The 25,026-nt window shown below is 71.7% G+C and carries 19 protein-coding genes; 11 read left to right on the top strand and 8 right to left on the bottom strand.

Annotated elements, in window-relative coordinates:
- Positions 1 to 182 precede the first annotated feature (182 nt).
- From QF035_RS37255 to QF035_RS37240, 4 genes are all read right to left on the bottom strand, one after another.
- Positions 183 to 827: a spherulation-specific family 4 protein gene (locus tag QF035_RS37255; RefSeq protein WP_307525297.1), complete on the bottom strand. Its 645-nt coding sequence runs from the start codon at positions 825 to 827 to the stop codon at positions 183 to 185.
- On the bottom strand, positions 824 to 2,347 hold the full coding sequence (locus QF035_RS37250; RefSeq protein WP_307525294.1) for a hypothetical protein: 1,524 nt from the start codon (positions 2,345 to 2,347) through the stop codon (positions 824 to 826). The genes QF035_RS37255 and QF035_RS37250 overlap by 4 nt, the downstream gene beginning before the upstream one ends.
- Positions 2,344 to 3,867, bottom strand: a complete 1,524-nt coding sequence (gene pelF, locus QF035_RS37245) for a GT4 family glycosyltransferase PelF (protein ID WP_307525292.1) — start codon at positions 3,865 to 3,867, stop codon at positions 2,344 to 2,346. The genes QF035_RS37250 and pelF overlap by 4 nt, the downstream gene beginning before the upstream one ends.
- A 93-nt stretch (positions 3,868 to 3,960) precedes the next feature.
- A complete protein-coding gene (locus tag QF035_RS37240; RefSeq protein ID WP_307525290.1) occupies positions 3,961 to 6,006 on the bottom strand; it encodes a hypothetical protein in 2,046 nt (681 codons plus the stop codon).
- A gap of 282 nt (positions 6,007 to 6,288) precedes the next feature.
- Between QF035_RS37240 and QF035_RS37235 the strand changes: the two genes are divergently transcribed.
- From QF035_RS37235 to QF035_RS37210, 6 genes are all read left to right on the top strand, one after another.
- The gene (locus tag QF035_RS37235) at positions 6,289 to 7,839 is read left to right on the top strand and encodes a leucyl aminopeptidase (RefSeq protein ID WP_307525288.1); all 1,551 of its coding nucleotides are present in this window, start codon (positions 6,289 to 6,291) and stop codon (positions 7,837 to 7,839) included.
- 297 nt (positions 7,840 to 8,136) lie between these two features.
- Positions 8,137 to 9,525, top strand: coding sequence for a dihydrolipoyl dehydrogenase (gene lpdA / locus QF035_RS37230; protein ID WP_055618698.1), 1,389 nt, complete (start codon positions 8,137 to 8,139; stop codon positions 9,523 to 9,525).
- Between the two features lie 67 nt (positions 9,526 to 9,592).
- On the top strand, positions 9,593 to 11,401 hold the full coding sequence (sucB, locus tag QF035_RS37225) for a 2-oxoglutarate dehydrogenase, E2 component, dihydrolipoamide succinyltransferase (RefSeq protein ID WP_307525286.1): 1,809 nt from the start codon (positions 9,593 to 9,595) through the stop codon (positions 11,399 to 11,401).
- 371 nt (positions 11,402 to 11,772) lie between these two features.
- Entirely contained in the window at positions 11,773 to 12,411 is a 639-nt protein-coding gene (locus QF035_RS37220; RefSeq protein ID WP_307525285.1) for a GntR family transcriptional regulator, read from the top strand.
- Between the two features lie 290 nt (positions 12,412 to 12,701).
- Complete coding sequence (aceE, locus tag QF035_RS37215; protein WP_307525283.1) at positions 12,702 to 15,407, top strand: pyruvate dehydrogenase (acetyl-transferring), homodimeric type; 2,706 nt, start codon at positions 12,702 to 12,704, stop codon at positions 15,405 to 15,407.
- Between the two features lie 157 nt (positions 15,408 to 15,564).
- Entirely contained in the window at positions 15,565 to 16,545 is a 981-nt protein-coding gene (locus QF035_RS37210) for a helix-turn-helix transcriptional regulator (RefSeq protein ID WP_307525281.1), read from the top strand.
- 17 nt (positions 16,546 to 16,562) lie between these two features.
- On the opposite strand, the gene QF035_RS37205 is transcribed toward QF035_RS37210, so the two are convergent.
- The gene (locus QF035_RS37205) at positions 16,563 to 17,534 is read right to left on the bottom strand and encodes an SDR family oxidoreductase (RefSeq protein ID WP_307525280.1); all 972 of its coding nucleotides are present in this window, start codon (positions 17,532 to 17,534) and stop codon (positions 16,563 to 16,565) included.
- Between the two features lie 122 nt (positions 17,535 to 17,656).
- Here QF035_RS37205 and QF035_RS37200 point away from each other — a divergent pair, with 122 nt between their 5' ends.
- Entirely contained in the window at positions 17,657 to 18,175 is a 519-nt protein-coding gene (locus QF035_RS37200; protein ID WP_307531723.1) for a DUF4240 domain-containing protein, read from the top strand.
- Positions 18,176 to 18,220: 45 nt separating this feature from the next.
- On the opposite strand, the gene QF035_RS37195 is transcribed toward QF035_RS37200, so the two are convergent.
- Both QF035_RS37195 and QF035_RS37190 read right to left on the bottom strand, forming a co-directional pair.
- Positions 18,221 to 18,484 carry a hypothetical protein gene (locus tag QF035_RS37195; RefSeq protein ID WP_307525279.1) on the bottom strand — a complete coding sequence of 88 codons (264 nt, stop codon included), beginning with the start codon at positions 18,482 to 18,484 and terminating at the stop codon, positions 18,221 to 18,223.
- 155 nt (positions 18,485 to 18,639) lie between these two features.
- Positions 18,640 to 19,374 carry a peptidoglycan recognition protein family protein gene (locus QF035_RS37190; RefSeq protein WP_444968459.1) on the bottom strand — a complete coding sequence of 245 codons (735 nt, stop codon included), beginning with the start codon at positions 19,372 to 19,374 and terminating at the stop codon, positions 18,640 to 18,642.
- A 420-nt stretch (positions 19,375 to 19,794) separates the two neighbouring features.
- On the opposite strand from QF035_RS37190, the gene QF035_RS37185 reads away from it, so the two are divergent.
- Both QF035_RS37185 and QF035_RS37180 read left to right on the top strand, forming a co-directional pair.
- On the top strand, positions 19,795 to 20,979 hold the full coding sequence (locus tag QF035_RS37185; protein WP_307525278.1) for a MarP family serine protease: 1,185 nt from the start codon (positions 19,795 to 19,797) through the stop codon (positions 20,977 to 20,979).
- Positions 20,980 to 21,137: 158 nt separating this feature from the next.
- Entirely contained in the window at positions 21,138 to 21,794 is a 657-nt protein-coding gene (locus QF035_RS37180; RefSeq protein ID WP_307525277.1) for a TetR family transcriptional regulator, read from the top strand.
- A gap of 58 nt (positions 21,795 to 21,852) precedes the next feature.
- Here QF035_RS37180 and QF035_RS37175 read toward each other — a convergent pair whose 3' ends face one another.
- Positions 21,853 to 22,341 (bottom strand): GNAT family N-acetyltransferase, encoded by a 489-nt coding sequence (locus QF035_RS37175; RefSeq protein ID WP_307525275.1) that lies wholly within the window; start codon positions 22,339 to 22,341, stop codon positions 21,853 to 21,855.
- 94 nt (positions 22,342 to 22,435) lie between these two features.
- Between QF035_RS37175 and QF035_RS37170 the strand changes: the two genes are divergently transcribed.
- Together QF035_RS37170 and QF035_RS37165 are read left to right on the top strand one after the other, a co-directional pair.
- Positions 22,436 to 23,332: a TIGR01777 family oxidoreductase gene (locus QF035_RS37170; protein WP_307525273.1), complete on the top strand. Its 897-nt coding sequence runs from the start codon at positions 22,436 to 22,438 to the stop codon at positions 23,330 to 23,332.
- A 230-nt stretch (positions 23,333 to 23,562) separates the two neighbouring features.
- Positions 23,563 to 24,933, top strand: a complete 1,371-nt coding sequence (locus QF035_RS37165; RefSeq protein ID WP_307525271.1) for an NAD(P)/FAD-dependent oxidoreductase — start codon at positions 23,563 to 23,565, stop codon at positions 24,931 to 24,933.
- Positions 24,934 to 25,026 lie beyond the last annotated feature (93 nt).

Below are 25,026 nucleotides of genomic sequence, written 5' to 3'. Positions count from 1 at the left end.
GTCGCGCAGTTCCCCGCGCCCCTAAAAAGCGGGGCTGCGCCCCTGGCTTTTTGTCTTTAGGGGCGCGGGGAACTGCGCGCTCAGCCACGGACGACCTGCACGTCGCGAACCACCGAACCCCCACCCACCCAGGGGCGCGGGGAACTGCGCGACCAGCCCCCACAGGCCCGCAGGCGAAGAGTTCAGCCCGCCTGCAAGGCATGCGGCAGGGTGCCCCAAGGGTGGGCCCCCTCGCCCGGGACCGCGCAGTGGATCGTGGCGCCTCGGGTGCGGGCCAGGTCGCCCACGGGGGCGCCCGGTGGAACGCCGTGGACCAGGTGGCACTGGCGAGTGCGGCCGACCGCGAAGGGGGCCGGGCGGAGCCTGCGGTAGGTCTCCCACGTGCCCTCGAAGGTGACGAGGACGTCGGCGAGGCGGGCGTACGCGGGATGCGGCGGCGCCCCGTGGTTGAGGGCAATGGTCGTGCAACCCGCACCCCACGCGGACGTGGCGAGCCGCTGGTAGTAGCCGAAGTCGCCCAGCCCTGAGGTGACTTGGTCGAAGAAGGCGCCGTCCACGCCGTACCAGTCGCGGTACCGCGCGAGGTCCCGGACGACCTCCGCGCGCGGCCTGCGGCCGTAGTCGGTGTCGGCGTACCCGAGCACCCGGACGTCCCTCCCCCGCAGCCGCTCGGCGACCTCGGCGAAGGCCGCATCGGGCCGCTCGCCGGGCCCGCTGGCCGGGTTGAGTACGACCCCGTAGAGGCGGGGCGCGGCCTCGACGATCGCTTCCCATTCGGCGGGGCGGACGGAGGGGTGCTCGTAGTACGGGACGAGGAGGGTGCTCATCTGTGGGCCGTTGCCCTTCCCAGTTGCCAGCAGACCAGGGTCGCCAGCACCGCGGCAGCCGCGCCGTACACGACGAGGCCGACCAGGTGCGGGCTCACTCCGTCCGCGAGGAGTGCCCCGGCCTGGGCGAGGCCCGCGGCGCAGCAGACCACGGCGGCGCTCAGGACGGCGCCGAACGACTGGAGCAGCAGGCCGGTCCAGAGGACGACCCCGAGGAGCAGCAGCGCGGTGAGCCGTACGCCGTCGAGGCCGGGCGCGTTCGGCCAGAGCGCGGCCGTGGCGAGGCTGAGCAGGAACAGCGCGGCGAGGTAGGCGCTGAGGCATTTGACGAGGGTGCTCGCGGTGGTGCGCAAGAACTCGCGTGAGGTGCTGCTGGAGCGCAGCCCGGCGAGGCTTCCGCTGCGGAAGCGGTAGAGCAGCCACTCGGCGGGCCCCATGCTCAGCGTGAGCGCCACGGCGGCCGGCGCGGCGACCGCGGCGGTCGACGACCCGTCGGCCAGGACGTCGCCGAGCGCCACGAACACGACGAGGACGCCGCTGCCGAGGCCGAAGAAGGCGTACGGCAGGGAGCCGGCGAGCCAGGGCGAGGCGCTGCGCGGCCGTTTGGTCTCCTGGGCGCCGCCGAAGGGCAGCAGGGCCGCGAACCCGGCGGACCAGCCGATCCGGGTCCCGTCCCCCGACCGCCGTACGGCCGGGGCGACTTCGATCGCGGCGAGCGCGCCGACGATACCGAGCGAGCCGAGCAGCAGGGCCAGTCTCGCCGCCTCCGGGACCGGCTGGGCCATCGCCAGTACGGCACCGGCCGCCATGGGCAACAGGGCGGCCAGCAGGGCCCGTTCGCGGCCCATCACCAGCAGTACGGTCGCCGCGGCGAGGTAGCAGGACTGGCCGGCGGCGAAGGCGACCGCGCCGAGGTGGCCGGGAGCGACGGCGAGTGCGACGAGCGAGCCGAGCAGCGCGCCCATGGGTGCCCCGACGAGGAGCGAGCGGCGGGAGGCCGCCTTGTCGCCCAACCCGAGCCAGGAGTAGGCCCGGTGGGCGAGACCCTGGTTCCAGGTCCAGCCGCACAGGGCGCCGGCCAGCAGCGGGACCGTACCGGCGGGGAGCCCGAGGCCGTCCTGCGGTCCCGCGAGAAGAGGCGCCCCGAGGACGTAGCCGAGGCCGGGCAGGGCGAAGACGACGCCTCTCAACAGGCAGCCCAGCAGGCCGATTTCCCAGGGGTCGTGGGCCGGTACCGAGGGTTCGGGATGGCGGCGCTCGACCCGCTCGTACAGCTCCTCGGCGAGCGAGAAGGAGTCCTTGCAGCCGTACTTCTCGCGTATCTGGTCGTCCGACATGCCGTCGGACTCCAGGAGCGCCGCTATCTCGTCCGGGTGGACGGCGGCGGCTATGAACTCCTCCAGCCGCTTGGCGAGTTCGTCCACCGGGTCGGGCTCCGCCCAGCTGGGACGGCGTTGGCGCGGCACATAGGGCAGGGTGTCGGGCCGCGAGCCGGGCGGCATCCGGATCGATCCGCTCACCAGCCGGTCCCGTCCGTCGCGACGGCCTGGTACCAGGGGTCGCGCAGTTCGAGGGTCCAGTCGGCGACGGTCTCCAGCGTGGGCTCGTACACCTCGGGCAGGCCCGCGAGTTCCTGGTAGATGGTCCGGAAGGCCTCCACGGAGCGGCGGAGCGTGAAGCGCTCGATGACGCGCTGGCGGGACAACCGGCCCAGTTCCAGGCGTCGTTCGTCGTCCCGCAGCAGGACGAGCGCGGCGGCGGCCATCTTCTCGGGCTCGCGCGGCGGCACCACGATCCCGGTGTCGCCGACGGCCTCGCTGACACCGCCCACGTCGGTGGAGACCGTGGTCCGGCCGCACGACATGGCCTCGATGATCGAGAAGGGGAAGCCCTCCGAGATGGAGGAGAGCATCACGACGTGCCCGGCCGCGTAGGCCCGCCACACCTCGCTGATCCGGCCCTCGAAGGTGAGCCCGTCCGTGACGCCGAGTTCGGCGGCGAGCTTCTCCAGTCTGGTCTTGTACGCCTCTCCGCCGGGCGGTACCGGGCCGAACAACCGCAGCCTGGTCTCGGGGAGTTCGGCGCGCACCATGGCGTACGAGTGGAGCAGCGTCTCGAGGTCCTTGATGGGGTCGACGCGGCCGCACCAGGTGAGCGTGGGCACATCCGGCTCGGGTCCGGCGTGCGGGAAGGCGGCGGGGTCGACGCCGTTGTAGACGGTACGGATCTTGTCGGGGTCGGCGCCGCCGCGCTCTTCCCAGCGGCGGTTGTACTGGTTGCACGGGGTGATCAGGTCGGCGGCCTGGTAGCCGAGGGTGTTGAGCTCGCGGTAGAAGCCGAGCATCAGGGCCTTGACGGGCCAGCGCTGTGCGTCGCTGCGGTAGCCGAGGTAGCGCTCGCGCAGATAGATGCCGTGTTCGGTGAGCAGGAACGGGATGCCGTCCAACTGCCGTGCGGCCAGGGCGGGAAGGGTGGCCAGACCGCTGCCGGTGGCGTGCGAGACGGAGTTCTCGGGCAGCCGGACGCCCAGCGGGCGCAGCGCGTGCTCCAGTAGGTCGGTGGCGGTCAGCGCGTCGTGCACGGTGGGGCACGCCTGGGCGATCTGGAGGTGCGGCATGGTCCAGATCCACATCAGCGAGCGCAGCGCGGCCTCGGTGCGCAGGGCCGCCGACAGCCGTCCCTCACGGGCGAGTTGGGCGAGTTCGTAGAAGGCCTCACCGAAGTCGCAGTGCGCCTCGGGGTCCAGGAAGGACAGCAGGAACCGCTCGTAGGTGTCGATGAAGCGGCGGCGGGCGGGGCCGCGCGGTGCTCGCCGGGATCCCTGCAGCGTGCCCCACAGCGGTACGGACGTGTGCTGGTAGACGTTGCCCGGCAGCTCCCAGGTCACGGGTTCACGACCGTTGCCGGCGAGCGAGACGACGTTGAACCCGACTTCGGGCATCCCCTTCACGAGCTGGTCGCACCAGGTGCTGACCCCGCCGTGGACCAGTGGATACGTGCCCTCAGTGAGCATGGTGACATGACGGCCTTTGCTCATCATGCGTGTTCCCCCCTGGAACATTTCTTACGGCTCGGTGGCGCGCCCCGGCCGGTCTTGGCCGGGGCGCGCGTCGTGCTGCGGCGCTTGTCTCCGTTATGCGGGCAGTCTCAGGGTGAGGGCTGTCTGCAGAGCTTCCGGCGTGGTCCAGGCCGATCGCTCTCCCGCGTACGGCGTCCCGAACGCGGTGGTGCCGAGCAGGAGTTGCTTGAGTGTCCCTTCGGGTGCGGTCACCGGGATCTGCGTCCCGGTCGGGGCGGTGACGGTGACGGTCGTGCCGACGCGGTACGCCGTGACGTCACCGTCGGCGACGGCCTCCTGCCAGGCGGCGCGGCGCTTCAGCTCGGTGCCGATGATGCTCTGCCGCGGGTTCTCCAGCGGGGCGTTGTCGGCGTAGAGCGCACGGTAGTCGGCGAGCACCTTGTCCAGGACCGGGTAGAGCAGCCGGTCCTCGGCCAGGTTGGACTGGTGCACGTAGTGCGGGCGCGGGTCGTTGCCCACGGCGTGGCCGAGGGCGGTGCGGGCCTCCTGCGGGAGGATGTACGACTCGAAGCCGGTCGCCGTGTCGAGCGGGTCGTCGAGGCAGGTCGACGTGGGGTTGTTCTCGCAGACGCCGCTGCCGCCGTCGGCCTTCGAGGTGTAGATCCAGTTGTACTCGTCGGTGATCTCCTCGGCCGTGCCGACGTTGTAGTACACGTTCATCGGGTAGCGGGGCACGGTCAGGGCGCTGCCCACCGAACGCTGCTGCGGTTCACGGGAGTCGTCGGAGGCGGTCCAGTCGATGCCGTTGTCCGCGAGGGCGCCCGCGAGGTTCGGGTTGTCGTCCGGCTGCTGCGGCAGGGTCTTCAGGCCCGAGTGCTCGCCGGTCACCAACTCGCTGCTGTCGACGGGCAGTCCGTGGCTCGCCGCCCAGAGGCTGTTGTCGCGGATCTCCGCCGAGATGTCGGCGCGGCTCACGTACCGGGTCGAGCCGTCGGCGTTCTTCGCGCAGCTCCACGGCACGGTGCTGGTGTCCTGGACGCAGCCGAGGAAGGGGTGCGTGTAGGTGTGGTTGACCCAGCGGTACTCGCCCTTGTCGGCGAGGAGTTGGTCGGTCAGCGCGTCGACGTTGCCGTTCTCGCTCTTCCACTCCTCACCCGCCCCGGCGTTGTAGACCATGTCGAGGGTGAAGCCGCTGTCCCGCTGCCACTGGGCGGCGTAGACCGCGTCGGCCGCGGTCATACGGATCGGCGTGGTCCCCTCGCCGTCACCGCCCACGCAGTCGAAGTCACCGGGTGTGCAGTTGCGTTCGGTGTCCCAGCGGCTGTCGGGCGCGAAGACGTCGTCGACATGGACAGAAAAGTAGTTCCTGTTCTGACCGAGGTGCACGCCCTGCGTCAGCCATTCGACGATGCCGCGGGCGAGGACGCGGAACTGCTGCTGGTAGTGGTTGTAGGCGAAGGTCACGACGAGTTCGCGACGTCCGTCGTGCGCGTACTCGCCCACCAGGCTGCCACGGCCGCTCCCGCCGGGCACGGCGGTGTCCACGTAGCTGGTGAAGCCCGCGCGGGGCCGGGCCACGTAGCCGTAACTCTCCTGGACGGAGGGCGAGTTGTCCTCGAATGCGAGGGGGCCGTCGAGGTAGCCGAAATAGCCCGCCCCGCCCTCCGTGGTGACCGCCGCCTCGCGGCCGTCGAGCGTTCCGGCCCAGCCGCCCGCGTCCGTGTAGTCGAGGCCGACCCCGGGGTGCGCCCACGTGTAGGCGTCGACCTGGGGGATGCCGAAGGTCCTCTCGTACGCCTCCAGGACCGTTTGCTCGGCCGAACCGGACCCGAACGGCGCCTCGTTGGGCAGCACGACGCCCTGGTACTTGGCGCGCGGTGTGCCGCCGGATCCGTCGGCCGGTTCGCTCAGGAACGCCTCGGTGATGGCCGGGCGGCCGGAGTCGTTCAGGTCGACGGTCGTATACGGGATGCCGGTGGTCTTCAGCTCCTCCGTGATGGCTTCCACGGGGCTGTCGCCGTTGTCCACGACGAGCACTTTCAGATCGATGCGCGGCTCGTCCGCCGCCGACGCTCCGGGGACTCCCAGCCCCAGGCTCAGCAGACCGGCAGCCGCCATGACAGCGGCCGCGTTTTTCCATCTGCGCGCACTCTGCGCCATGTTCGCCCCTCCCCCAACAAGATCCCCTGATGGTCAATTCGAGGAGGATCCGTGGAAATCATGCAAAGCGACGAGTGGGTTACTCATCGCAAACAGCAGGAGTGTGGCTCAGGTCACAGAAGTGAGGGGTGATAAGTGGCCAGGCCACCACGCACGGATGAACGGCCGCTGGAATGAGCGAAACGCGCCACCGCGCGTAGGCTCGTGCCCGGGACTCCACCGCCCCGGCCGACCTCACCCCTGACGGCCACAGCAACTCAATGGAAGCGAGATTTCACCACCGTGACTGCTCTCACTCTCAGCACCGCCGCGGCGCCCGGCCTGCGGGTCGACGCCATCGTCGTCGGTGTCGCCAAGGGCACCGGGCCCAAGTCCGGGGACCTGGTCGTGGCACCGGGCGCCGAGGCCGTGGACAAGGCGTACGACGGCAGGCTCGCCGGCGTTCTGGAGACCCTCGGCGCCTCGGGCGGCGAGGGCGAGGTGACGAAGCTGCCGGCTCCGTCCGGCTTCAAGGCCCCGCTCGTGCTGGCGGTCGGTCTCGGTGCTCTGCCGGAGAAGGACGGTTCCTTCTCCGGGGAGACCCTGCGCCGCGCGGCCGGTGTCGCCGCACGTGCCCTCGCCGGTTCGAAGAAGGCCGCCTTCGCCCTGCCGATCGAGGACGCCGCCGACGCGGGCGCCGTCGGCGAGGGCGCGCTGCTCGGCGCGTACTCCTTCGACGTCTACAAGGAGAACGGCAAGAGCAACGGCAGCGGGAAGGACGCCAAGAACGGCAAGGCCCCGCTCGCCGAGGTCACGCTGCTCGGCGGCAAGCCCCGCGACAAGGCGTTCAAGGCGGCCATCGAGCGCGCCACCGCCGTGTCCGAGGAGCTGAACCGCGCCCGTGACCTCATCAACACCCCGCCGAACGACCTGAACCCGGAGGCCTTCGCGGCCGTCGCGCAGGCCGCGGCCAAGGAGCACGGCATCAAGGTGCAGGTGCTCGACGAGAAGGCCCTGGAGAAGGGCGGCTACGGCGGCATCCTCGGCGTCGGTGTCGGTTCCACGTCCGCGCCCCGCCTGGTGAAGCTCTCGTACACCTCCTCCAAGGCCAAGAAGCACCTCGCCTTCGTCGGCAAGGGCATCACCTACGACTCGGGCGGCATCTCGCTGAAGCCGGCCGGGCACAACGAGACGATGAAGTGCGACATGAGCGGCGCCGCCGCCGTGTTCGCCGCGGTCGTCGCCGCCTCGCGGCTGGGCCTCGAGGTCAACGTGACCGGCTGGCTCGCGCTCGCCGAGAACATGCCCTCCGGTTCCGCGACCCGCCCCGGCGACGTGCTGCGCATGTACAGCGGCAAGACCGTCGAGGTCCTCAACACCGACGCCGAGGGCCGGCTCGTCCTCGCCGACGCGCTCGCCAAGGCCTCCGAGGAGACCCCGGACGCGATCGTCGACGTGGCGACGCTGACCGGCGCGATGATGCTGGCGCTGGGCAACCGGACTTTCGGCGTCATGGCGAACGACGACTCGTTCCGTACGGCGGTGTACGAGGCTGCCGAGGAGGTCGGCGAGGCGGCGTGGCCGATGCCGCTGCCGGACCACCTGAAGAAGGGGATGGACTCCCCCACCGCCGACATCGCCAACATGGGCGAGCGGTACGGCGGCGGACTGGTCGCCGGACTCTTCCTCAAGGAGTTCGTGGGCGAGGGGATCACGTGGGCGCACCTCGACATCGCGGGGCCTGCCTTCAATGAGCAGGGGCCGTTCGGTTACACGCCCAAGGGCGGGACGGGGTCTGCCGTACGGACTCTCGTGCGGCTGGCGGAGATCACGGCCGCGGGTGATTTGGGCTGAGGCCCGCCCAGTGGCCCGGTCCGCACCCGTTGTACGGCGGGTGCGGACCGGGGGGGCTGATCGCGCCCACACGGCGGAGCCGTAAATCGATACAGCCCCGCGCCCCTCACGGGGCGCCGTGTGATCGATCAGACGTCTCACTGCCCGGCCCGGCGTCCCGCTCGGCGCCGACAGGTGCGAAGATGGGTTCTCGGCAGGACAGGGCCCACCTCAGGGCCGAAGAAAGAGCGGCCGGACACCAGCCGCCGCCCGGTCGACGCAGACCGGCGTACGGCGCACATGCATGGAGGACGTGACGTGGCGAACGACGCCAGCACCGTTTTCGACCTAGTGATCCTCGGCGGTGGTAGCGGCGGCTACGCCGCGGCCCTGCGCGGAGCGCAGCTGGGCCTGGACGTCGCCCTGATCGAGAAGAACAAGCTCGGCGGCACCTGCCTGCACAACGGCTGCATTCCCACCAAGGCCCTGCTGCATGCCGGCGAGATCGCCGACCAGGCACGCGAGGCGGACCAGTACGGCGTCCTGACGACTTTCCAGGGCATCGACATCAACGCCGTCCACAAGTACAAGGACGACGTGATCAGCGGCCTCTACAAGGGCCTGCAGGGCCTCGTGGCCTCGCGCAAGGTGACGTACATCGAGGGTGAGGGCCGTCTGTCGTCCCCGACCTCCGTGGACGTCAACGGCCAGCGCATCCAGGGCCGTCACGTGCTCCTCGCGACCGGCTCCGTGCCGAAGTCGCTGCCGGGCCTGGAGATCGACGGCAACCGCATCGTCTCCTCGGACCACGCGCTGAAGCTGGACCGCGTCCCGCAGTCCGCGATCGTGCTGGGCGGCGGCGTCATCGGCGTCGAGTTCGCCTCCGCGTGGAAGTCCTTCGGCACCGACGTCACGGTCATCGAGGGCCTCAAGCACCTCGTGCCGGTGGAGGACGAGAACAGCTCCAAGCTTCTTGAGCGCGCCTTCCGCAAGCGCGGCATCAAGTTCAACCTCGGCACGTTCTTCGAGAAGGCCGAGTACACGCAGGACGGCGTCCGCGTGACCCTGGCCGACGGCAAGACCTTCGAGGCCGAGATCCTCCTGGTCGCCATCGGCCGCGGGCCGGTCTCCGCCGGTCTCGGCTACGAGGAGCAGGGCGTCGCGCTGGACCGCGGCTACGTCCTCGTCGACGAGTACATGCGCACGAACGTGCCGACCATCTCGGCCGTCGGTGACCTGGTCCCGACGCTCCAGCTCGCGCACGTCGGCTTCGCCGAGGGCATCCTGGTCGCGGAGCGTCTCGCCGGTCTGAAGACCGTTCCGATCGACTACGACGGCGTGCCGCGGGTGACGTACTGCCACCCCGAGGTCGCCTCCGTCGGTATCACCGAGGCCAAGGCCAAGGAGATCTACGGTGCGGACAAGGTCGTCGCTCTGAAGTACAACCTCGCGGGCAACGGCAAGAGCAAGATCCTCAAGACCGCGGGCGAGATCAAGCTCGTCCAGGTCAAGGACGGTGCCGTGGTCGGCGTCCACATGGTCGGCGACCGCATGGGCGAGCAGGTGGGCGAGGCCCAGCTGATCTACAACTGGGAGGCGCTGCCCGCCGAGGTCGCGCAGCTCATCCACGCTCACCCCACGCAGAACGAGGCGATGGGCGAGGCCCACCTCGCTCTCGCCGGCAAGCCGCTGCACTCGCACGACTGACCGACCCTCGGTCAACTCACGACGCGACGACACAGACTTCCGCAATTCGTAAGGAGCAACCGAAACCATGGCGGTTTCCGTAACCCTTCCGGCGCTCGGCGAGAGCGTCACCGAGGGCACTGTCACCCGCTGGCTGAAGGCCGAGGGCGAGCGCGTCGAGGCCGACGAGCCGCTGCTCGAGGTGTCCACCGACAAGGTCGACACCGAGATCCCCTCCCCTGCCGCCGGCGTGCTCGCCTCCATCAAGGTCGCCGAGGACGAGACGGTCGAGGTCGGCGCCGAGCTGGCCGTCATCGACGACGGCTCCGGCGCACCTGCCGCCCCGGCTCCCGCTGCCGCCGAGGCTCCGGCCCCGGCCGCCGCTCCCGAGCCGGCTCCGCAGGCCACCCCGTCCACCGAGGCCGCCGCTCCGGCGCCGGCCCCGACCGCCGCAGCCGCCTCCGGTGGCGGCAGTGCCGAGGGCACCGACGTGGTCCTCCCCGCGCTGGGCGAGTCGGTCACCGAGGGCACCGTCACCCGGTGGCTCAAGGAGGTCGGCGAGGAGGTCGCGGAGGACGAGCCGCTGCTCGAGGTCTCCACGGACAAGGTCGACACCGAGATCCCCGCGCCGGTCGCCGGCGTACTCCTGGAGATCGTGGTCGCCGAGGACGAGACCGCCGAGGTCGGCGCGAAGCTCGCCGTCATCGGCGCCCCGGGCGCGGCTCCGGCCGCCGCACCGGCCCCGGCCGCCCCGGCTCCGGCGCCCGCCGCCGCTGCCCCGGCCCCGGCTCCGGCAGCTCCCGCGGCTCCGGCTCCGGCCCCCGCTGCTCCGGCTCCGCAGGCGCCTTCGGCTCCCGCCCCGCAGCAGCAGACGACCCCGGCCCCCGACCCGGCTCCGGTCGCGCCGGTGCCGGCTCCCGCTCCCGTCACCCCGGCCCCGGCTCCCGCCGCGGCCTCCGGTGACGACGGCGCGTACGTGACCCCGCTGGTGCGCAAGCTCGCCGCCGAGAACGGCGTCGACCTGGGCACCGTCAAGGGCACCGGCGTCGGCGGCCGTATCCGCAAGCAGGACGTCCTCGCCGCCGCCGAGGCCGCGAAGGCCGCCGCGGCCGCTCCGGCTCCGGCCGCTGCCGCCCCGAGCACCGCCAAGAAGGCGCCGGCCCTGGAGGCCTCTCCCCTCCGCGGCCAGACCGTGAAGATGCCCCGCATCCGCAAGGTCATCGGCGACAACATGGTCAAGGCCCTGCACGAGCAGGCCCAGCTGTCCTCGGTCGTCGAGGTCGACGTCACGCGGCTGATGCGGCTGCGCGCGCAGGCCAAGGACTCCTTCGCCGCGCGCGAGGGCGTCAAGCTCTCCCCGATGCCGTTCTACGTGAAGGCGGCGGCCCAGGCGCTGAAGGCCCACCCGGCCGTCAACGCCCGGATCAACGTCGAAGAGGGCACGATCACCTACTTCGACACCGAGAACGTCGGTATCGCGGTGGACTCCGAGAAGGGCCTGATGACCCCGGTCATCAAGCACGCGGGCGACCTCAACATCGCCGGCATCGCGAAGGCCACCGCCGACCTGGCGGGCAAGGTCCGGGCCAACAAGATCACTCCGGACGAGCTGTCCGGCGCGACCTTCACGATCTCGAACACCGGCTCGCGCGGCGCGCTCTTCGACACGATCATCGTGCCGCCGAACCAGGTCGCGATCCTGGGCATCGGCGCGACGGTCAAGCGTCCGGCCGTCATCGAGACGGAGGAGGGTACGGTCATCGGCGTCCGCGACATGACCTACCTGACGCTCTCCTACGACCACCGCCTGGTGGACGGCGCGGACGCCGCCCGCTATCTGACGGCGGTCAAGGCGATCCTGGAGGCGGGCGAGTTCGAGGTCGAGCTCGGCCTTTAGGCTCCGCCGCCGCATCGCACGACGAGGTGCCCCTGCCCGGGTTTCCGGGCGGGGGCACCTTTGCGTTGTGGCCAGGCCGCGGGCCGGTGGGGGCTGGTCGCGCAGTTCCCCGCGCCCCTAAAAGATAAAAGCCAGGGGCGCAGCCCCGCTTTCAGGGGCGCGGGGAACTGCGCGACCAGCCACAACGAACCCGCACCCGCCGTACCACCGCAGCACCCCCCCCGTCACGCGCCCCCGGCGGAGCACCACGTGTAAGTCTCATCTCACCTGCACCAAAGCACCCCCGCACACCCTTCCCGAAGGGACCCACGGCTTTATTGTCTAGAAGTCAACGCCTCGGGGCCCGAGCGGCCCCCGCCGAAGGAGCCCCAATGACCGCGCCCGTCGTCCACTCGCTCCGCGAACAGATCCGCGAGCACATCGTGGAGGGGATCGTCAGCGGTCGCTGGAAGCCGGGCGAGCGGATCGTGGAGCGCCGGATCGCCACCGAGCTGGAGGTCAGCCAGACCCCCGTGCGGGAGGCCCTGCGCGAGCTGGAGTCGCTGCGCCTGATCGAGTCGGCCCCCAACAAGGGCGTACGCGTACGCAACCTCACCGCGGCGGACCTGGAGGAGAGCTACCCCGTGCGGGCCGGTCTGGAGGCCATCGCGGCCGAGCTGGCCGCCGAGCGGCTGGCCGCCGACTGCACGTCGCTGGAGCCGCACGTCACCGCCCTGTACGAGGCCGACCGCAAGGCCGACGGCACCGGCCAGGTCCGCCACACGGTGGCCTTCCACCGCGAGCTGGTGCGTGCCGCGGGCAACTCCGTGCTGCTGCACACCTGGGAGGGCCTCGGCATCGAGGTCTTCACGGCCCTGTCGATCCGCTGGCTGGGCACGGTCCAGCAGTCGTACGCGGAGGAGCACGAGGCCCTGGTGGAGGCGTTCCGCCGCCGGGACCCGCTGATCGCGGAGCTGGTGAAGGCGCATGTGCTGGGCTGCGCGCCGAGGACGGGCAGCGAGCCTTCCTAGCCACGCCCGCCGCGCGGCGGGCCCGGAACACCGGAGCACAAGCCCGCTCAGAAGTACCCTCACCTGCGAAAACAAGGCACGCGGTGCCCTGCGCCGAGACACCCCGTGCCTACTTTCTCGTGATCAAGAGGTTTTGCCCTTCAACCCTTTGATCGATCATCGATCAGCGAGTTACAGTCATCGGCGGGCTCCCACCAGAGCCTGCCGCCCTGTCCTGCCAAAGACCAAGGGCACCCCCGAAAACCCCTTGCCGACGAGGGAACCCCCCTCCGCATCCGGAAGGCGGCGCAATGACCGACCCCACCGCAATCCAGCCGAGCGAGCTCGACCAGCTCCCGGACCGTGATCCGGAGGAGACCGCCGAATGGCAGGCCTCCCTGGACGCCGTCGCCAAGGCGGCCGGGCCGCACCGTGCCGCGTACCTGATGCGGCGCACGCTGGAGCGTGCCGAGGGCAACGGCCTCGCGCTGCCCAAGCTGCTTGAGACCGACTACGTCAACACCATCCCGACCGCCGCCGAACCCACCGTGGACGGCGACGAGGCGATGGAGCGCAGGATCACCGCGTGGAACCGCTGGAACGCGGCCGCGATGGTGACCCGGGGCGCGAAACACGGCGTCGGCGGCCACATCGCCACCTTCGCCTCCGCGGCCTGGCTCTACGAGACGGGCTTCAACCACTTCTTCAAGGGCAAGGAGGCCGACGGGTCCGGCGACCAGCTCTACATCCAGGGCCACGCCTCCCCCGGCATCTACGCCCGCGCCTTCCTCGACGGCCGGCTGAACGAAACGCACCTCGACAACTTCCGCCAGGAGGCGGGCGGCAACGGCCTCCCGTCGTACCCGCACCCGCGGCGCCTACCGTGGCTCTGGGAGTTCCCGACGGTGTCGATGGGCCTCGGCCCGCTGTCGGCGATCTACCAGGCGCGCTTCAACCGCTATCTGACCAACCGCGGCATCAAGGACGTGTCCCAGTCGCACGTCTGGGCCTTCCTCGGTGACGGCGAGATGGACGAGCCGGAGTCGACGGCGGCACTCGCACTCGCCTCCCGCGAGGGTCTGGACAACCTGACCTTCGTCATCAACTGCAACCTCCAGCGCCTCGACGGCCCGGTCCGCGCGAACTTCAAGATCGTGCAGGAGCTGGAGGCCCAGTTCCGCGGCGCCGGCTGGAACGTCATCAAGTCGCTGTGGGGCAACGCCTGGGACGAGCTGTTCCGGCTCGACACCACCGGCGCCCTCGTCCGCCGCCTCCGTGAGGTCCCGGACGCGCAGGTGCAGACGTACCAGACCCGTGACGCCGCCTACATCCGCCAGGACTTCTTCGGCTCCGACCCGGCGCTCGTCGAGCTGGCGAAGCTGCTCAGCGACGACAAGATCCTGGAGTGCTTCCACCTCTCGCGCGGTGGTCACGAGGCGCGCAAGGTGTACGCGGCCTACAAGGCGGCCGTCGAGCACAAGGGCGCGCCCACGGTCATCCTGGCCCAGACGGTCAAGGGCTTCACGCTCGGCGAGGGCTTCGCCTCGAAGAACGCCAACCACCAGATGAAGAAGCTGTCGACGGACGAGTTCAAGCAGATGCGTGACCTGCTCGAACTGCCCATCAAGGACAGCGACTTCGTCGACGGTGTGGTCCCCTACGGCCACCCGGGCGCCGACTCCCCCGAGGTCCGCTACCTCCAGGAGCGCCGCGCGGCCCTCGGCGGTCCGGCCCCGGCACGCCGTACGCACGCGGTCGCCCCGCTGCCCGCCCCCGCCGACAAGGCGTTCGCGGCCTTCGACAAGGGCTCCGGCTCGCAGAACGTGGCGACGACCATGGCCTTCGTACGCCTGGTCAAGGACCTGGTCCGCGACAAGACGTCCGGCAAGCGCTGGGTGCCGATCGTCCCCGACGAGGCGCGCACCTTCGGCATGGAGAGCCTCTTCCCGTCCCTCGGCATCTACTCGCCGAAGGGTCAGACGTACGAGCCGGTCGACCGTGACCAGCTGATGTACTACAAGGAGGCCAAGGACGGCCAGATCCTCAACGAGGGGATCACCGAGGCCGGTTCGATGGCCGACTTCATCGCCGCGTCCACCGCGTACTCCACGCACGGCGAGACGATGATCCCGTTCTACATCTTCTACTCGATGTTCGGCTGGCAGCGCACGGCCGACCAGATGTGGCAGCTCGGCGACCAGCTCGGCCGCGGTTTCCTCGTCGGCGCCACCGCGGGCCGTACGACGCTGACGGGCGAGGGCCTGCAGCACGCGGACGGGCACTCGCCGGTCATCGCGGCGACCAACCCGGCCGCCCTGTCGTACGACCCGGCGTTCGCGTACGAGGTCGCGACGATCGTCAAGGACGGTCTGCGCCGTATGTACGGCGAGGCGGCGCCCGGCGAGGACCAGAACGTCTTCTACTACCTCACCGTCTACAACGAGCCGATCCCGCAGCCCGCGAAGCCGTCGGGTCTCGGTATCGACGAGGGCATCGTCAAGGGCCTCTACCGCTTCAACACGGCGGAGTCGGCCGGCGTCCAGGTCAACGCCGCCAACGCCTCGCGCATCCAGCTGCTGGGCTCCGGCACGGCGATCCACTGGGTCCTGGAGGCGCAGAGGCTGCTCGCCGAGGAGTGGGGCGTGGCCGCGGACGTCTGGTCCGCCACGTCCTGGACCGAGCTGCGGCGGGACGCCCTGGAGGCCGACGCGGCGCTGCTGCGCGGCGAGGACCGGGTGCCGTACGTCCGTCAGGCGCTGCAGGGTGCCGAGGGGCCCGTCCTCGCGGTCTCCGACTACATGCGGCAGGTGCCCGACCAGATCGCGCAGTGGGTCGAGCAGGACTACTCCTCGCTCGGCGCGGACGGGTTCGGCCTGTCCGACACCCGTGAGGCCGCTCGCCGGCACTTCGGTGTCGACGCGCAGTCGATCGTCGTGGCGGCGCTGGCGCAGCTTGCTCGGCGGGGTGAGGTGCCGGCTTCCGCGGTGAAGGAAGCGCGGGAGCGGTACGGGTTGTAGTTGTAGTACGCCGGCTGCGGGCCGGTGGGGGTTGTTCGCGCAGTTCCCCGCGCCCCTAAAGGACAAAAGCAGGGGCGCAGCCCCGCTTCCAGGGGCGCGGGGAACTGCGCCACCAGCCCAGGACAACCCGCACCCGCCCACCCGGCATCATGAACGTATGCGTGCTGCTCGCCTCATCAAGATGGTGCTGCTTCTTCAGGCCAGGCCCTCCATGACCGCCGCCGAGCTCGCTCGGGAGCTGGAGGTGTCGGAGCGGACGATCACCCGGGACGCGCAGGCCCTGTCGGAGGCCGGCGTCCCGGTGTACGCGGACCGCGGCCGGGCCGGCGGGTACCGGCTGATCGGCGGGTACCGGACCCGGCTGACCGGGCTCGCCAGGAGCGAGGCCGAGGCCCTGTTCCTCTCGGGCGTGCCAGGCGCGCTCCGGGAGATGGGCCTGGAGGACGCCGCCTCCGCCGCCCGGCTCAAGGTGTCCGCGGCCCTCCTCCCCTCCCTCAAGGACGCCTCCCGCACCGCGTCCCAGCGTTTCCACCTGGACGCCCCCGCCTGGTTCGCCGAGCCCAAGACGCCCGAGCTGCTGCCCGAGGTCGCGGAGGCGGTGTGGGACGACCGTCGGATCACCGCCCGCTACCGGCGCCAGGAGACCGGCGTGGAGCGCGAGTTGGAGCCGTACGGGCTCATTCTCAAGGCGGGCGTCTGGTACGTCTGCGCCCGCGTCCCCGATCCCGGGTCCTTCCGTGTCTACCGCATCGACCGGTTCACGTCGGTCGAGTCCGGCGACGAGCGCTTCAGCCGCGACGAGGGGTTCGACCTGCCGGGCTTCTGGGCGGAGCGGGCGGCCCAGTTCGCGCGCTCGCTCCTGCGGGCGACGGTCGTGGTGCGGCTCACCGGGGCGGGCGCGCGGCGGCTGAAGCACACCGTCGATCCGCTCTCCGCGCAGGAGGCCCTGGCCGTGGCCGGCCCGCCCGACGACGCGGGCCGGGTGACGGTCACGTTGCCGGTCGAGTCGTACGACGTCGCGTTCACCCAGTTCCTCTCCCTCGGCCCCGAGGTGGAGGTCCTGGAGCCGTCCGAACTCCGTGAACGCTTCGCCGAGGCGGCGGCCAGGACGGCGGCGTACTACGGCACGCAGGGGTGAGGACTCGGCGCCGCGGGCTACCGGTAGCCCGTCACATCCGCCGGCTTGCCCTGTGACTCCACCTCGATCATGTAGCGCCACGCGTCGGGCGCCGAGCCGTCGACGTCCGTGAAGCCGTACTCCTGGGCGAGGCCGCCGCTGGAGAGCGACTGTCCGTTCCAGCGGGCCACGTCGGGGTCGGCGGCGAGCGCGACCAGGGCCCGTCCGACGTAGGTGGGCGTCTCGGAGATCGCGAAGTGCGGGACGTGCGCGCAGGCGTCCCGCCAGTTCTCCTCGGTGACCTTGAAGGCGGTGTCGAGCATCGTCTCCGAGCGCAGCCAGCCCGGGGTGAGGCAGACAGCGGTGCAGCCGTGCTCCTTGAGCTCCTCGCCGAGGTCGTGGGCCATGCGGATGGGGGTCGTCTTGGCGAGGTCGTAGAAGAACGGTTTGCGGTAGCGGCGGTTGTACTCCTCCGTGCCGTCGGTGACCTCGACGAGCAGCCCGCCGGGGTTGCGGACGAGGAGCGGCAGGGCTGCGTGGCTGGTGATGATGTGCGACTCGATGCCGAGGCGCATGATCCGCAGCCCCTTGTCGAGGTCCATGTCCCACATGTCGGGCTGCTTCTCCGCCGACCAGTCGAGGAGGACGTCGCCGCCCCACATGTCGTTGACGAGGATGTCGAGGCGCCCCTGTTCGCGGTCGATGCGGTCGACGAGGGCGCGTACCTGTGCGGGCTCAAGGTGGTCCGTCGGGACGGCGATGCCCCGGCCGGTGGCGCCCGCGGCCTCGTCGACCAGTTCGGCCGTCCCCTCGATGGTCTCGGTGGTCCGGCCGACCTCGCTGACGTGCTCGCGGGTCGTACGTCCCGTCACGTACACCGTGGCTCCGGCGCGGCCCAGTTCCACCGCCATGGCCCGTCCGGCGCCGCGTGTGGCGCCCCCGACCAGGGCGACCTTTCCCTTCAGTTGTGGGGCGGACTGCTGCGCTGTGGTCTGTGCTGTCGTCTCCATGGTCCGAGCATCGCGCCGAATGCCGACATCTGCTGTCGGACTTTCCGTGGGCATGTGCGCGCATAACGATCTGCCTGTCCCCGGGTGCGCGGGCCGGGTCGAGGCCCGATGCTTGTCCCGTGATGGACGAGACGGAGTTCTGGGAGCTGGTGGACGCGACCCGCGAGGCCGCCGAGGGCGACCCCGAGGAGCAGGCCGACCTGCTCGTGGAGCGGCTCGTCCAGTTGGACCCCGAGATGGTCCTGGACTTCGCCCGTCATTTCGAGGCCCGCTACAACCGTGCGTACATGTGGGACCTGTGGGGCGCGGCCTGGATCCTGCTCGACGGTGCCAGCGACGACGCCTTCGACTTCTTCCGCTGCTGGCTGATCGGCCAGGGCCGCGAGGTGTACGAGGCCGCCGTGCACGATCCCGACAAGCTCGCCGAGCTCCTCACGGACTTCGACGACGAGGTCGACGGGGACGGTGAGGAGCTGGGCTACGCGGCGGACGAGGCGTACGAGCAGCTCACCGGCACGGTCGCCCCCGACCTCGGTATTCCGGCCGCACCGCCCGAGCCGCTGGGCACCGCGCTGGACCTGGAGAACCAGGCACTGCTGGCGGAGCGTTTCCCGCAGCTGTGGGACCGGTTCGCGGACTGACGGGCCGTCCCACCGGGAGAACCCTCTTCACCAGGAGAACCCCTCTCACCAGGAGGAGCCGCGCGGGCCTGCCGTACGGATCTGGTGCGCGGGGGCGACCACGGCGGCGGGCCAGGCGGCTGCCGTGGGCGAGCCGTCCTTGCGTGCGCCGATCGGCGGCGCCGCGTTCGCCCGGTCCAGTGCGGACGCGGTGGCGGCGGACGGCCCCACCACCACGGCGGCCACCACACAGGCCACGGTCCACGGGCTGCGTGCGGCCCGTCCCCACAGCGAAGTCCCCCAGGTCTGCTGCTCCTTGCGACTGCTCATGATCCCCACCTCCGGTCAGTGCGTGCCTCGACGCTAGAAGGCGTGGCTCGGGGTGATCCATGAGCCGCCTGTGGCGTACCTGTGAGGCGCTACGGGGAGTCGCGGGGCGAGGAGCGCTACGGGCGGGCGGGAGGCGGACGACGGGGCCCAGGCCCCTAGCGCCTGCCCTGGAGGTGGGCCGCGTGTTCCCTGATCTCGGGCAGCCTGGCCATCAGGGCGGCGCCCGGACAGGCGGTCCAGTAGCCGTCGGTGTGGCCGGAGACGGCGGTGAAGGTCCCGCGGGTGCCGGCCGGGTACTTACTCAGGCTGTTGGTGGAGACGAGCCGCACCGGAGCTCGCGGGTCGATGCCCACGAGGCCGAGTTTCCAGGCGGCGACGGCCGCTATGGCGTCGGTCATGGCCTTCGGGACCGGCACGCCCGCGGTGAAGGTCCCTATCGCGGCGATGCCCGCCGTGCCCACGTTGAAGCCCTGGGTGTGCGCGCCGACGACGGCGCGGTCGATGCCGCCCGCCCGGCCCTCGTAGATCGTGCCGCAGCGGTCGACGAGGAAGTTGTAGCCGATGTCGTCCCAGTGCCGGACCCCGGCCTGTCCCGCGTACAGATAGCGGATGATCTTGGGAGCGTCCGTGCAGTCGTAGTCGTTCGGCGAGTCGGTGTGGTGCACGAACACGGCGGTCACACGACCGGCGTACCGGGTCGGCGGCCGGGTGTAGGCGGCGTCGGCCAGCCAGCGTTCCCTCGGCACGATGGGGGGCCGGGCGGCCTGGTGTCCCACGGCGGCCCGCGCCGCGACGGGACGTCTGGCCTCACCCGGCGTGCGGTCGACCCCCACGGCACACAGCACGAGACCGGTGACGGCGGCCAGGCCGGGGACACAGGCGAGGGCGATGCGCGCGGGGCGGGGTATGCGGGCCAGGGCCGACGGACGGGGCCCGGTGTCCGCCGACGGACGCGGCCCGGTGTCGGTGGACGGACGCGGCCCGGTGTCGGTGGACGGACGCGGCCCGGTGTCGGCGTCGGCTTCGGGTCCGGTCCGCCGGAGCGCCCTTCGCCACCGTGCCCGAACCACCAGCAGCGCGCCACGGGCGCGGTGTGGCGGAGGGGTTCTGTGGGCGCACATGGGATCCACTCTCCGGGACAGTCGGGCCGTCCGCGATGTGTGCTGTGCCACCCGGTGGAACCAACGTCCCGGTCCGAGACGTTTCTACAGGTCCACGCACGCGTGCCGGATGGCCGGTTTCCACGTGCGCGTACCTGATCACTGGGCCCTCCCGGCACGTACTAGGAGACCCAAGAGAAAGGGAGCTCCGTGGACCTGCTCGACATCCTGCTGCTGCTGGTGATCCTCGGTTATGCGGCGTCCGGCTACCGGCGCGGGCTCGTCGCGGGCTGTGTGTCCCTGGCCGGCTTCGTGGGCGGTGCCGTGATCGGCGTATGGGTGCTGCCCTGGATGATGGACCTGGTGGAACCGGGGACCACTACGGCGACGGTCACGGCGGTGCTCACAGTGCTGCTGCCCGCCGCCGCGGGCCACGAGCTGGCGGGCCGGCTGGGGGTGAAGCTCCGGCGCGAACTGGACCGGGGCCCCTTGCGCACGGTCGACGGCGTGGGCGGCGCGGCGGCCAACGCGGTCGCCGTGATGCTGGTGGCGTGGGTCGCCGCGAGCGTCCTCGGCGCGTCCGCCTCGCCCGTGGTCACCTCGTCGATCCGTAACTCCGCGCTGCTCGGCGCGGTGCAGGACTCGATGCCGGACGCCACCCCGGCCTGGTTCTCCCGGGCCACCTCGGCGCTCACGGAGGCGGGCTTCCCGCAGGTCTTCAACCCCTTCGAGAACGAGCCGGCGGCCAGCGTCGCCAAGCCCTCGGGGGACAGCGTCACCGCGGCCGCCACCCGGGCCGCCCAGCGCTCCACCGTGAAGGTCGAGGGCGCGGTCGGCACCCAGGGCCGCGAGGGCAGCGGTTTCGTGTACGCGCCGGAGCACGTGATGACCAACGCGCACGTGGTGGCGGGCATCGACGAGCCGACCGTCCGCGTGGGCGGCACGGGCAAGGCGTACGAGGCGAGGGTCGTCCTCTTCGACCCGGAGAAGGACGTGGCCGTGCTCGACGTCCCGGGCCTGAAGGCACCCGTGCTGCCCTTCGACGACAGCGCGACCCGAGGCGACGCGGCCGTCGTCGCGGGCTACCCGCAGGACGGCGGCCTCGATCTCCAGGCGGCCACCGTCGCCAACAAGATCAACGCCAGGGGCCAGAACATCTACGGCTCCGACCCGGTGACCCGCGAGATCTACTCGATCCGCTCCACGGTCCGCCCCGGCAACTCCGGCGGCCCCCTGCTGACCACCACCGGCAAGGTCTACGGCGTCGTCTTCGCCCGCTCCACGAGCGACAACGAGACGGGTTACGTGCTGACCGCCGACGAGGTCGCGGCCGACGCGCAGCGCGCGGCGAAGGCCAAAGCCGCGGTGGACACGGGCGACCTCGTCACCTCCTGAGCCCCGGGCGGCCCGACACGGCCCGGGGCGGGCGGGCCCGGCGCGGCGTCGGGCGGCACGGCACGATGTCGGGCGCAGGTGGACGACCAGCCAGTTGGCACGTTTTGCCAGCCAGGCGAAACATGCCCCCACCTGCCTCCGGGCGTACGCTTCCCCGCGTGAGCACCAAGTCGTCCGCAGCGACCAGGACCCCGTCGCTGACCGAGCGCCGCAAGGCGGCAACCCAGTTCGACATCGCCCGCGCCGCCGCCGAGCTCTTCACCGAGCGCGGCCCCGACGGCACCACGGCCGAGGAGATCGCCGTACGCGCCGGTGTCGCGCTGCGGACCTTCTACCGCTACTTTCGCAACAAACAGGACGCCGTCGGCCCCCTCCTCGCGATCGGCGGCGACCACTGGCGTGAGCGGCTGGCGGCGGTCGAGCCGGGCACCGAGCTCCCCCGGGCGCTGGAGTCGGCCGTCACCGCGTCGCTGACCGTCCCCCACGAGGCCAAGGCGGAGGGGCTGCGCTGGACCCGGGGCCTGCTGCGGGCGTCCGCCGAGGACCCGGCGCTGCGCGCGGTCTGGTACCGCGTGAACCAGGAGTCCGAGGACAAGCTCATCCCCCTGGTGGCACGGCTGGCGGGCGACGCCGACCCGCTGGAGTTCCGCCTCACCGCCGCGGCCGCCACGGACGCGATCCGGGTCGCGCTGGAGACCTGGGCCGAGCCGGACGCGGACGTCGAGGGCCCGGGCTCACCCGCGGAGCTGGCGGTGCGCTGTCTGCGGGAACTGACGGGTGGGATGCGGTTGCTGGCGGAGCCGCGGAAGGGCTGATCCGCGGACGGGCCGGGCCGAGGATCACAGGATCACTCGGACCGCGGTCCGGTCGGGCTCAGAGGCCGCGCCCCATGAGTACGTCGTCCACGTACTCCCCGTCGAGGTAGAACTCCCCCGGCTGGATCCCCTCGATCACGAAGCCCTCCGACTCGTACAGCTTGCGGGCGGGGGTGTTGTGGCTGAGGACGCGCAGAGTGATCCGCAGGGCGCCCTGGCGGCGGGCCTCGGTGACGACCGCGCGGAGCAGGGCCCGGCCCACGCCGTGACCGCGTGCCTCTTCGGCGACGGCGAGGCCCTGGATCTGCCGTACGTGCGCGTTCGAGACGAGCGGGGTGGGGAAGCCGAGCCGTACATAGCCGATGACGCGCCCGTCCAGCTCCGCCACCAGGTGGTCGCGGGGGCCGAAGCGCTCGTTGAAGAAGGGATCGTACGGCGGCTGTTCCTGGGGTCTGACGGCGTGCAGATAGGACCAGATCGCGCGGTCGAGACGGCCCAGCACCTCTTCGTCATCGGGCCGGGCGGTGCGTATGGACGGCTCGGGCATGACGTCACTTTACGACCGGCGCCCGCGACGCCGTCCGGTATGCCGGACACCCTCGGCGTGCTCCTCCCAGGGTGGTTGGCGGAGGATGGGGGCCATGGAGACTTCCCGAATCGCCGTGGCCGGTGCGTCCGGCCTCATCGGCAGCGCCCTGGTGCGCTCGCTGACCGCCGACGGGCACGAGGTGGTGCGGCTGGTGCGCCGTACGCCCCGGGCGAAGGACGAGGTCGAGTGGGACCCCGAACGGCAGTACGTCGACGCGGCGGGGCTCGTCGGCTGCGACGCTGTGGTGAACCTCGCGGGCGCCGGCATCGGCGACCACCGCTGGACGGACGAGTACAAGCGGAAGATCCGGGACAGCCGGCTGCTCGGCACGGCAACGCTGGCGGAGGCCGTCGCCTCGCTCGACCGGCCGCCGCAGGTCTTCCTGAACGGCAGCGCGATGGGCATCTACGGAGACACCGGCGAGCGGGCCGTGGACGAGACCGCGCCTCCCGGGATCGGGTTCCTGCCCTCGCTGTGCGTCGAATGGGAGGAGGCGGCGGCTCCCGCGGAGGAGGCGGGCGTACGGACCGTCTTCGCGCGCACCGGCCTGGTGGTGGCCGCGAAGGGCGGCGCCTGGGGGCGGCTCTTCCCGCTCTTCAAGGCGGGTCTCGGCGGGCGGATGGGCAACGGGCGGCAGTACTGGAGCTACATCGCGCTGCACGACCACGTGGCCGCGCTGCGGTATCTGATCGACTCCGAGTCGCTGTCCGGACCCTTCAACCTGACGGCTCCTGAGCCGCTCACCAACCGGGAGATCACCGCCGCGATGGGGCGTGTGCTGCACCGGCCCGCGGTCTTCGCGGTGCCCGCGCCTGTGCTGAAGGTTGTGCTCGGGGAGATGGCGCAGGAGGTTCTGGGGAGCCAACGAGTGGTGCCTGCCCGGCTGTTGGAGTCGGGGTTCACTTTTGCGTTTCCGGGGATCGAGGAGGCGATCAGGGCGGTTCGGTAGCGCTCCGCCCGGCTGCGGTCATGTAGCTGCGGGCCGGTGGGGGCTGGTCGCGCAGTTCCCCGCGCCCCTATCGGGGCGCAGACCCATGCGACCCGTGTGCGACCGTGCCCTGTTCATGCGCGAGTTCCCCTGGCCGTCGGCGGCCCTACCCTCGTGCCGAACTCGGGTATTCCTGAAGCCCGTTGGGGGCATCACGTCCCCAGCAGTCACGCGACCTCGGGGAGGGGCACGTGCTTGAGCCCGCGTATCAGGCGGACGTCGTCATCGTGGGAGCCGGAGTCGCCGGACTCGCGGCCGCCCATCGGCTGAACAGCGCAGGTGTAACGACCGTAGTCCTGGAGGCCGCCCCTTACGTGGGCGGCCGAATGACGACCGAGAAGGTCGACGGCTTCCGTCTCGACCGCATCGGCCAGCTCCTCTCCACGTCGTATCCCGAGCTGCGGCTGACCCCGGTCCTGGACAGGCTCGCCCTGCGGCCGTTCGCCCCCGGCGTGCTCGTCCACGCCGACGGCCGCGTCCACCGGGCCGGCGAACCCGCAGGCGCCGGGGGCGCACGGGGCGCACTCGACGCGGCGCGCGCCCTGGTGAGCCCCCCTCGCAGGGTCAGGCAGATACCGGCGGCCGCCGTGCCGCCCGTGTCGCGGGCGTTCCCGCCGCTCGGCGGCGCCCTCGACCAGGCCCGGCTCGCGGCGGCCCTCGGACGGATCGCGTCCGTCCCCGTGGAACGGCTGCTGGCCCGGCCCGAGCGGCCGGCGGGGCGCGCGCTCGCGGCCCGCGGCATGCCGGCCCGTACGGTCGAGGGTTTTCTGCGCCCGCTGCTGGCCGCGCTGCTCTGCGACCCGGATCTGACGACGTCCAGCCGGTGCGCGGACCTCGCGCTGCGCGCGTTCGCCTCGGGCCGGCTGTGCGTCCCGGAGGGCGGCGCAGACACGCTGCCGGAGCTGCTGGCGTCGGCCCTGCCGCCCGGGACGGTCCGCACCGGGGTACGGGTCACCTCCGTGTCCACGACCTCCGTGACGACGGCGGACCACGGCGAACTCCGTTGCCGGGCCATCCTGGTGGCGACCGACGCCCACGCCGCGGCCGAACTGCTGCCGGGCCTGCGGGTACCGCCGTTCCACCAGGTCACCGTGGTGCACCACACGGCCGACGAAACACCACTGACGGAGCCCGCGCTGCTCCTGGACGCGGACCGCCGGGGCCCGGTGGCCCACACCGCGGTCATCAGTCAGGTCGACCCGACCCGCGCCCCCGTCGGCCGCGCCCTGATCTCGTCCACGATCCTCGGCGCGCCGCCCGCGGACACGGACCGGGCCGTACGCGCCCACCTGGCCGCCCTCTACGGCACCGCCACGCACCGCTGGGAACTCCTCGCGGTCCACCACACCCCTGACGCGGTCCCCGCGATGCCGCCCCCGCACGACCTCCGCCGCCCGGTCCGCCTCCTCGCCGGCCTGTACGTCTGCGGCGACCACCGCGACACCAGCACGGTCCAGGGCGCCCTCCACTCGGGCCACCGAGCGGCCACCGCCCTCCTGACAGACCTGGGCGTCAACTCGGCACCCACGGCAACCCCGTTAACGGCCTCGACCGCCGCGTAGGCGAGCGAGAGCCAGGGGGCGGAGGTCCCGCCGCGGGGCAGGACCTCCTCCCCATCCACGCGCCCCATCCCCGTGCCCCGTAAGGGGCGCGGG

This window comes from Streptomyces umbrinus, assembly GCF_030817415.1.
Lineage (GTDB): Bacteria > Actinomycetota > Actinomycetes > Streptomycetales > Streptomycetaceae > Streptomyces > Streptomyces umbrinus_A.
Note: the sequence above shows the minus strand (reverse complement) of the source record. Positions and strands in the feature narration are given on the sequence as shown.

What these genes read in the sequence shown, in the direction of transcription:
- QF035_RS37255 (WP_307525297.1), bottom strand. Translation starts at nt 827, where the DNA reads ATGAGCACCCTCCTCGTCCCGTACTACGAGCACCCCTCCGTCCGCCCC.
- pelF (WP_307525292.1), bottom strand. Translation starts at nt 3,867, where the DNA reads ATGATGAGCAAAGGCCGTCATGTCACCATGCTCACTGAGGGCACGTAT.
- QF035_RS37240 (WP_307525290.1), bottom strand. Translation starts at nt 6,006, where the DNA reads ATGGCGCAGAGTGCGCGCAGATGGAAAAACGCGGCCGCTGTCATGGCG.
- sucB (WP_307525286.1), top strand. Translation starts at nt 9,593, where the DNA reads ATGGCGGTTTCCGTAACCCTTCCGGCGCTCGGCGAGAGCGTCACCGAG.
- QF035_RS37220 (WP_307525285.1), top strand. Translation starts at nt 11,773, where the DNA reads ATGACCGCGCCCGTCGTCCACTCGCTCCGCGAACAGATCCGCGAGCAC.
- aceE (WP_307525283.1), top strand. Translation starts at nt 12,702, where the DNA reads ATGACCGACCCCACCGCAATCCAGCCGAGCGAGCTCGACCAGCTCCCG.
- QF035_RS37210 (WP_307525281.1), top strand. Translation starts at nt 15,565, where the DNA reads ATGCGTGCTGCTCGCCTCATCAAGATGGTGCTGCTTCTTCAGGCCAGG.
- QF035_RS37205 (WP_307525280.1), bottom strand. Translation starts at nt 17,534, where the DNA reads ATGGAGACGACAGCACAGACCACAGCGCAGCAGTCCGCCCCACAACTG.
- QF035_RS37200 (WP_307531723.1), top strand. Translation starts at nt 17,657, where the DNA reads ATGGACGAGACGGAGTTCTGGGAGCTGGTGGACGCGACCCGCGAGGCC.
- QF035_RS37195 (WP_307525279.1), bottom strand. Translation starts at nt 18,484, where the DNA reads ATGAGCAGTCGCAAGGAGCAGCAGACCTGGGGGACTTCGCTGTGGGGA.
- QF035_RS37175 (WP_307525275.1), bottom strand. Translation starts at nt 22,341, where the DNA reads ATGCCCGAGCCGTCCATACGCACCGCCCGGCCCGATGACGAAGAGGTG.
- QF035_RS37170 (WP_307525273.1), top strand. Translation starts at nt 22,436, where the DNA reads ATGGAGACTTCCCGAATCGCCGTGGCCGGTGCGTCCGGCCTCATCGGC.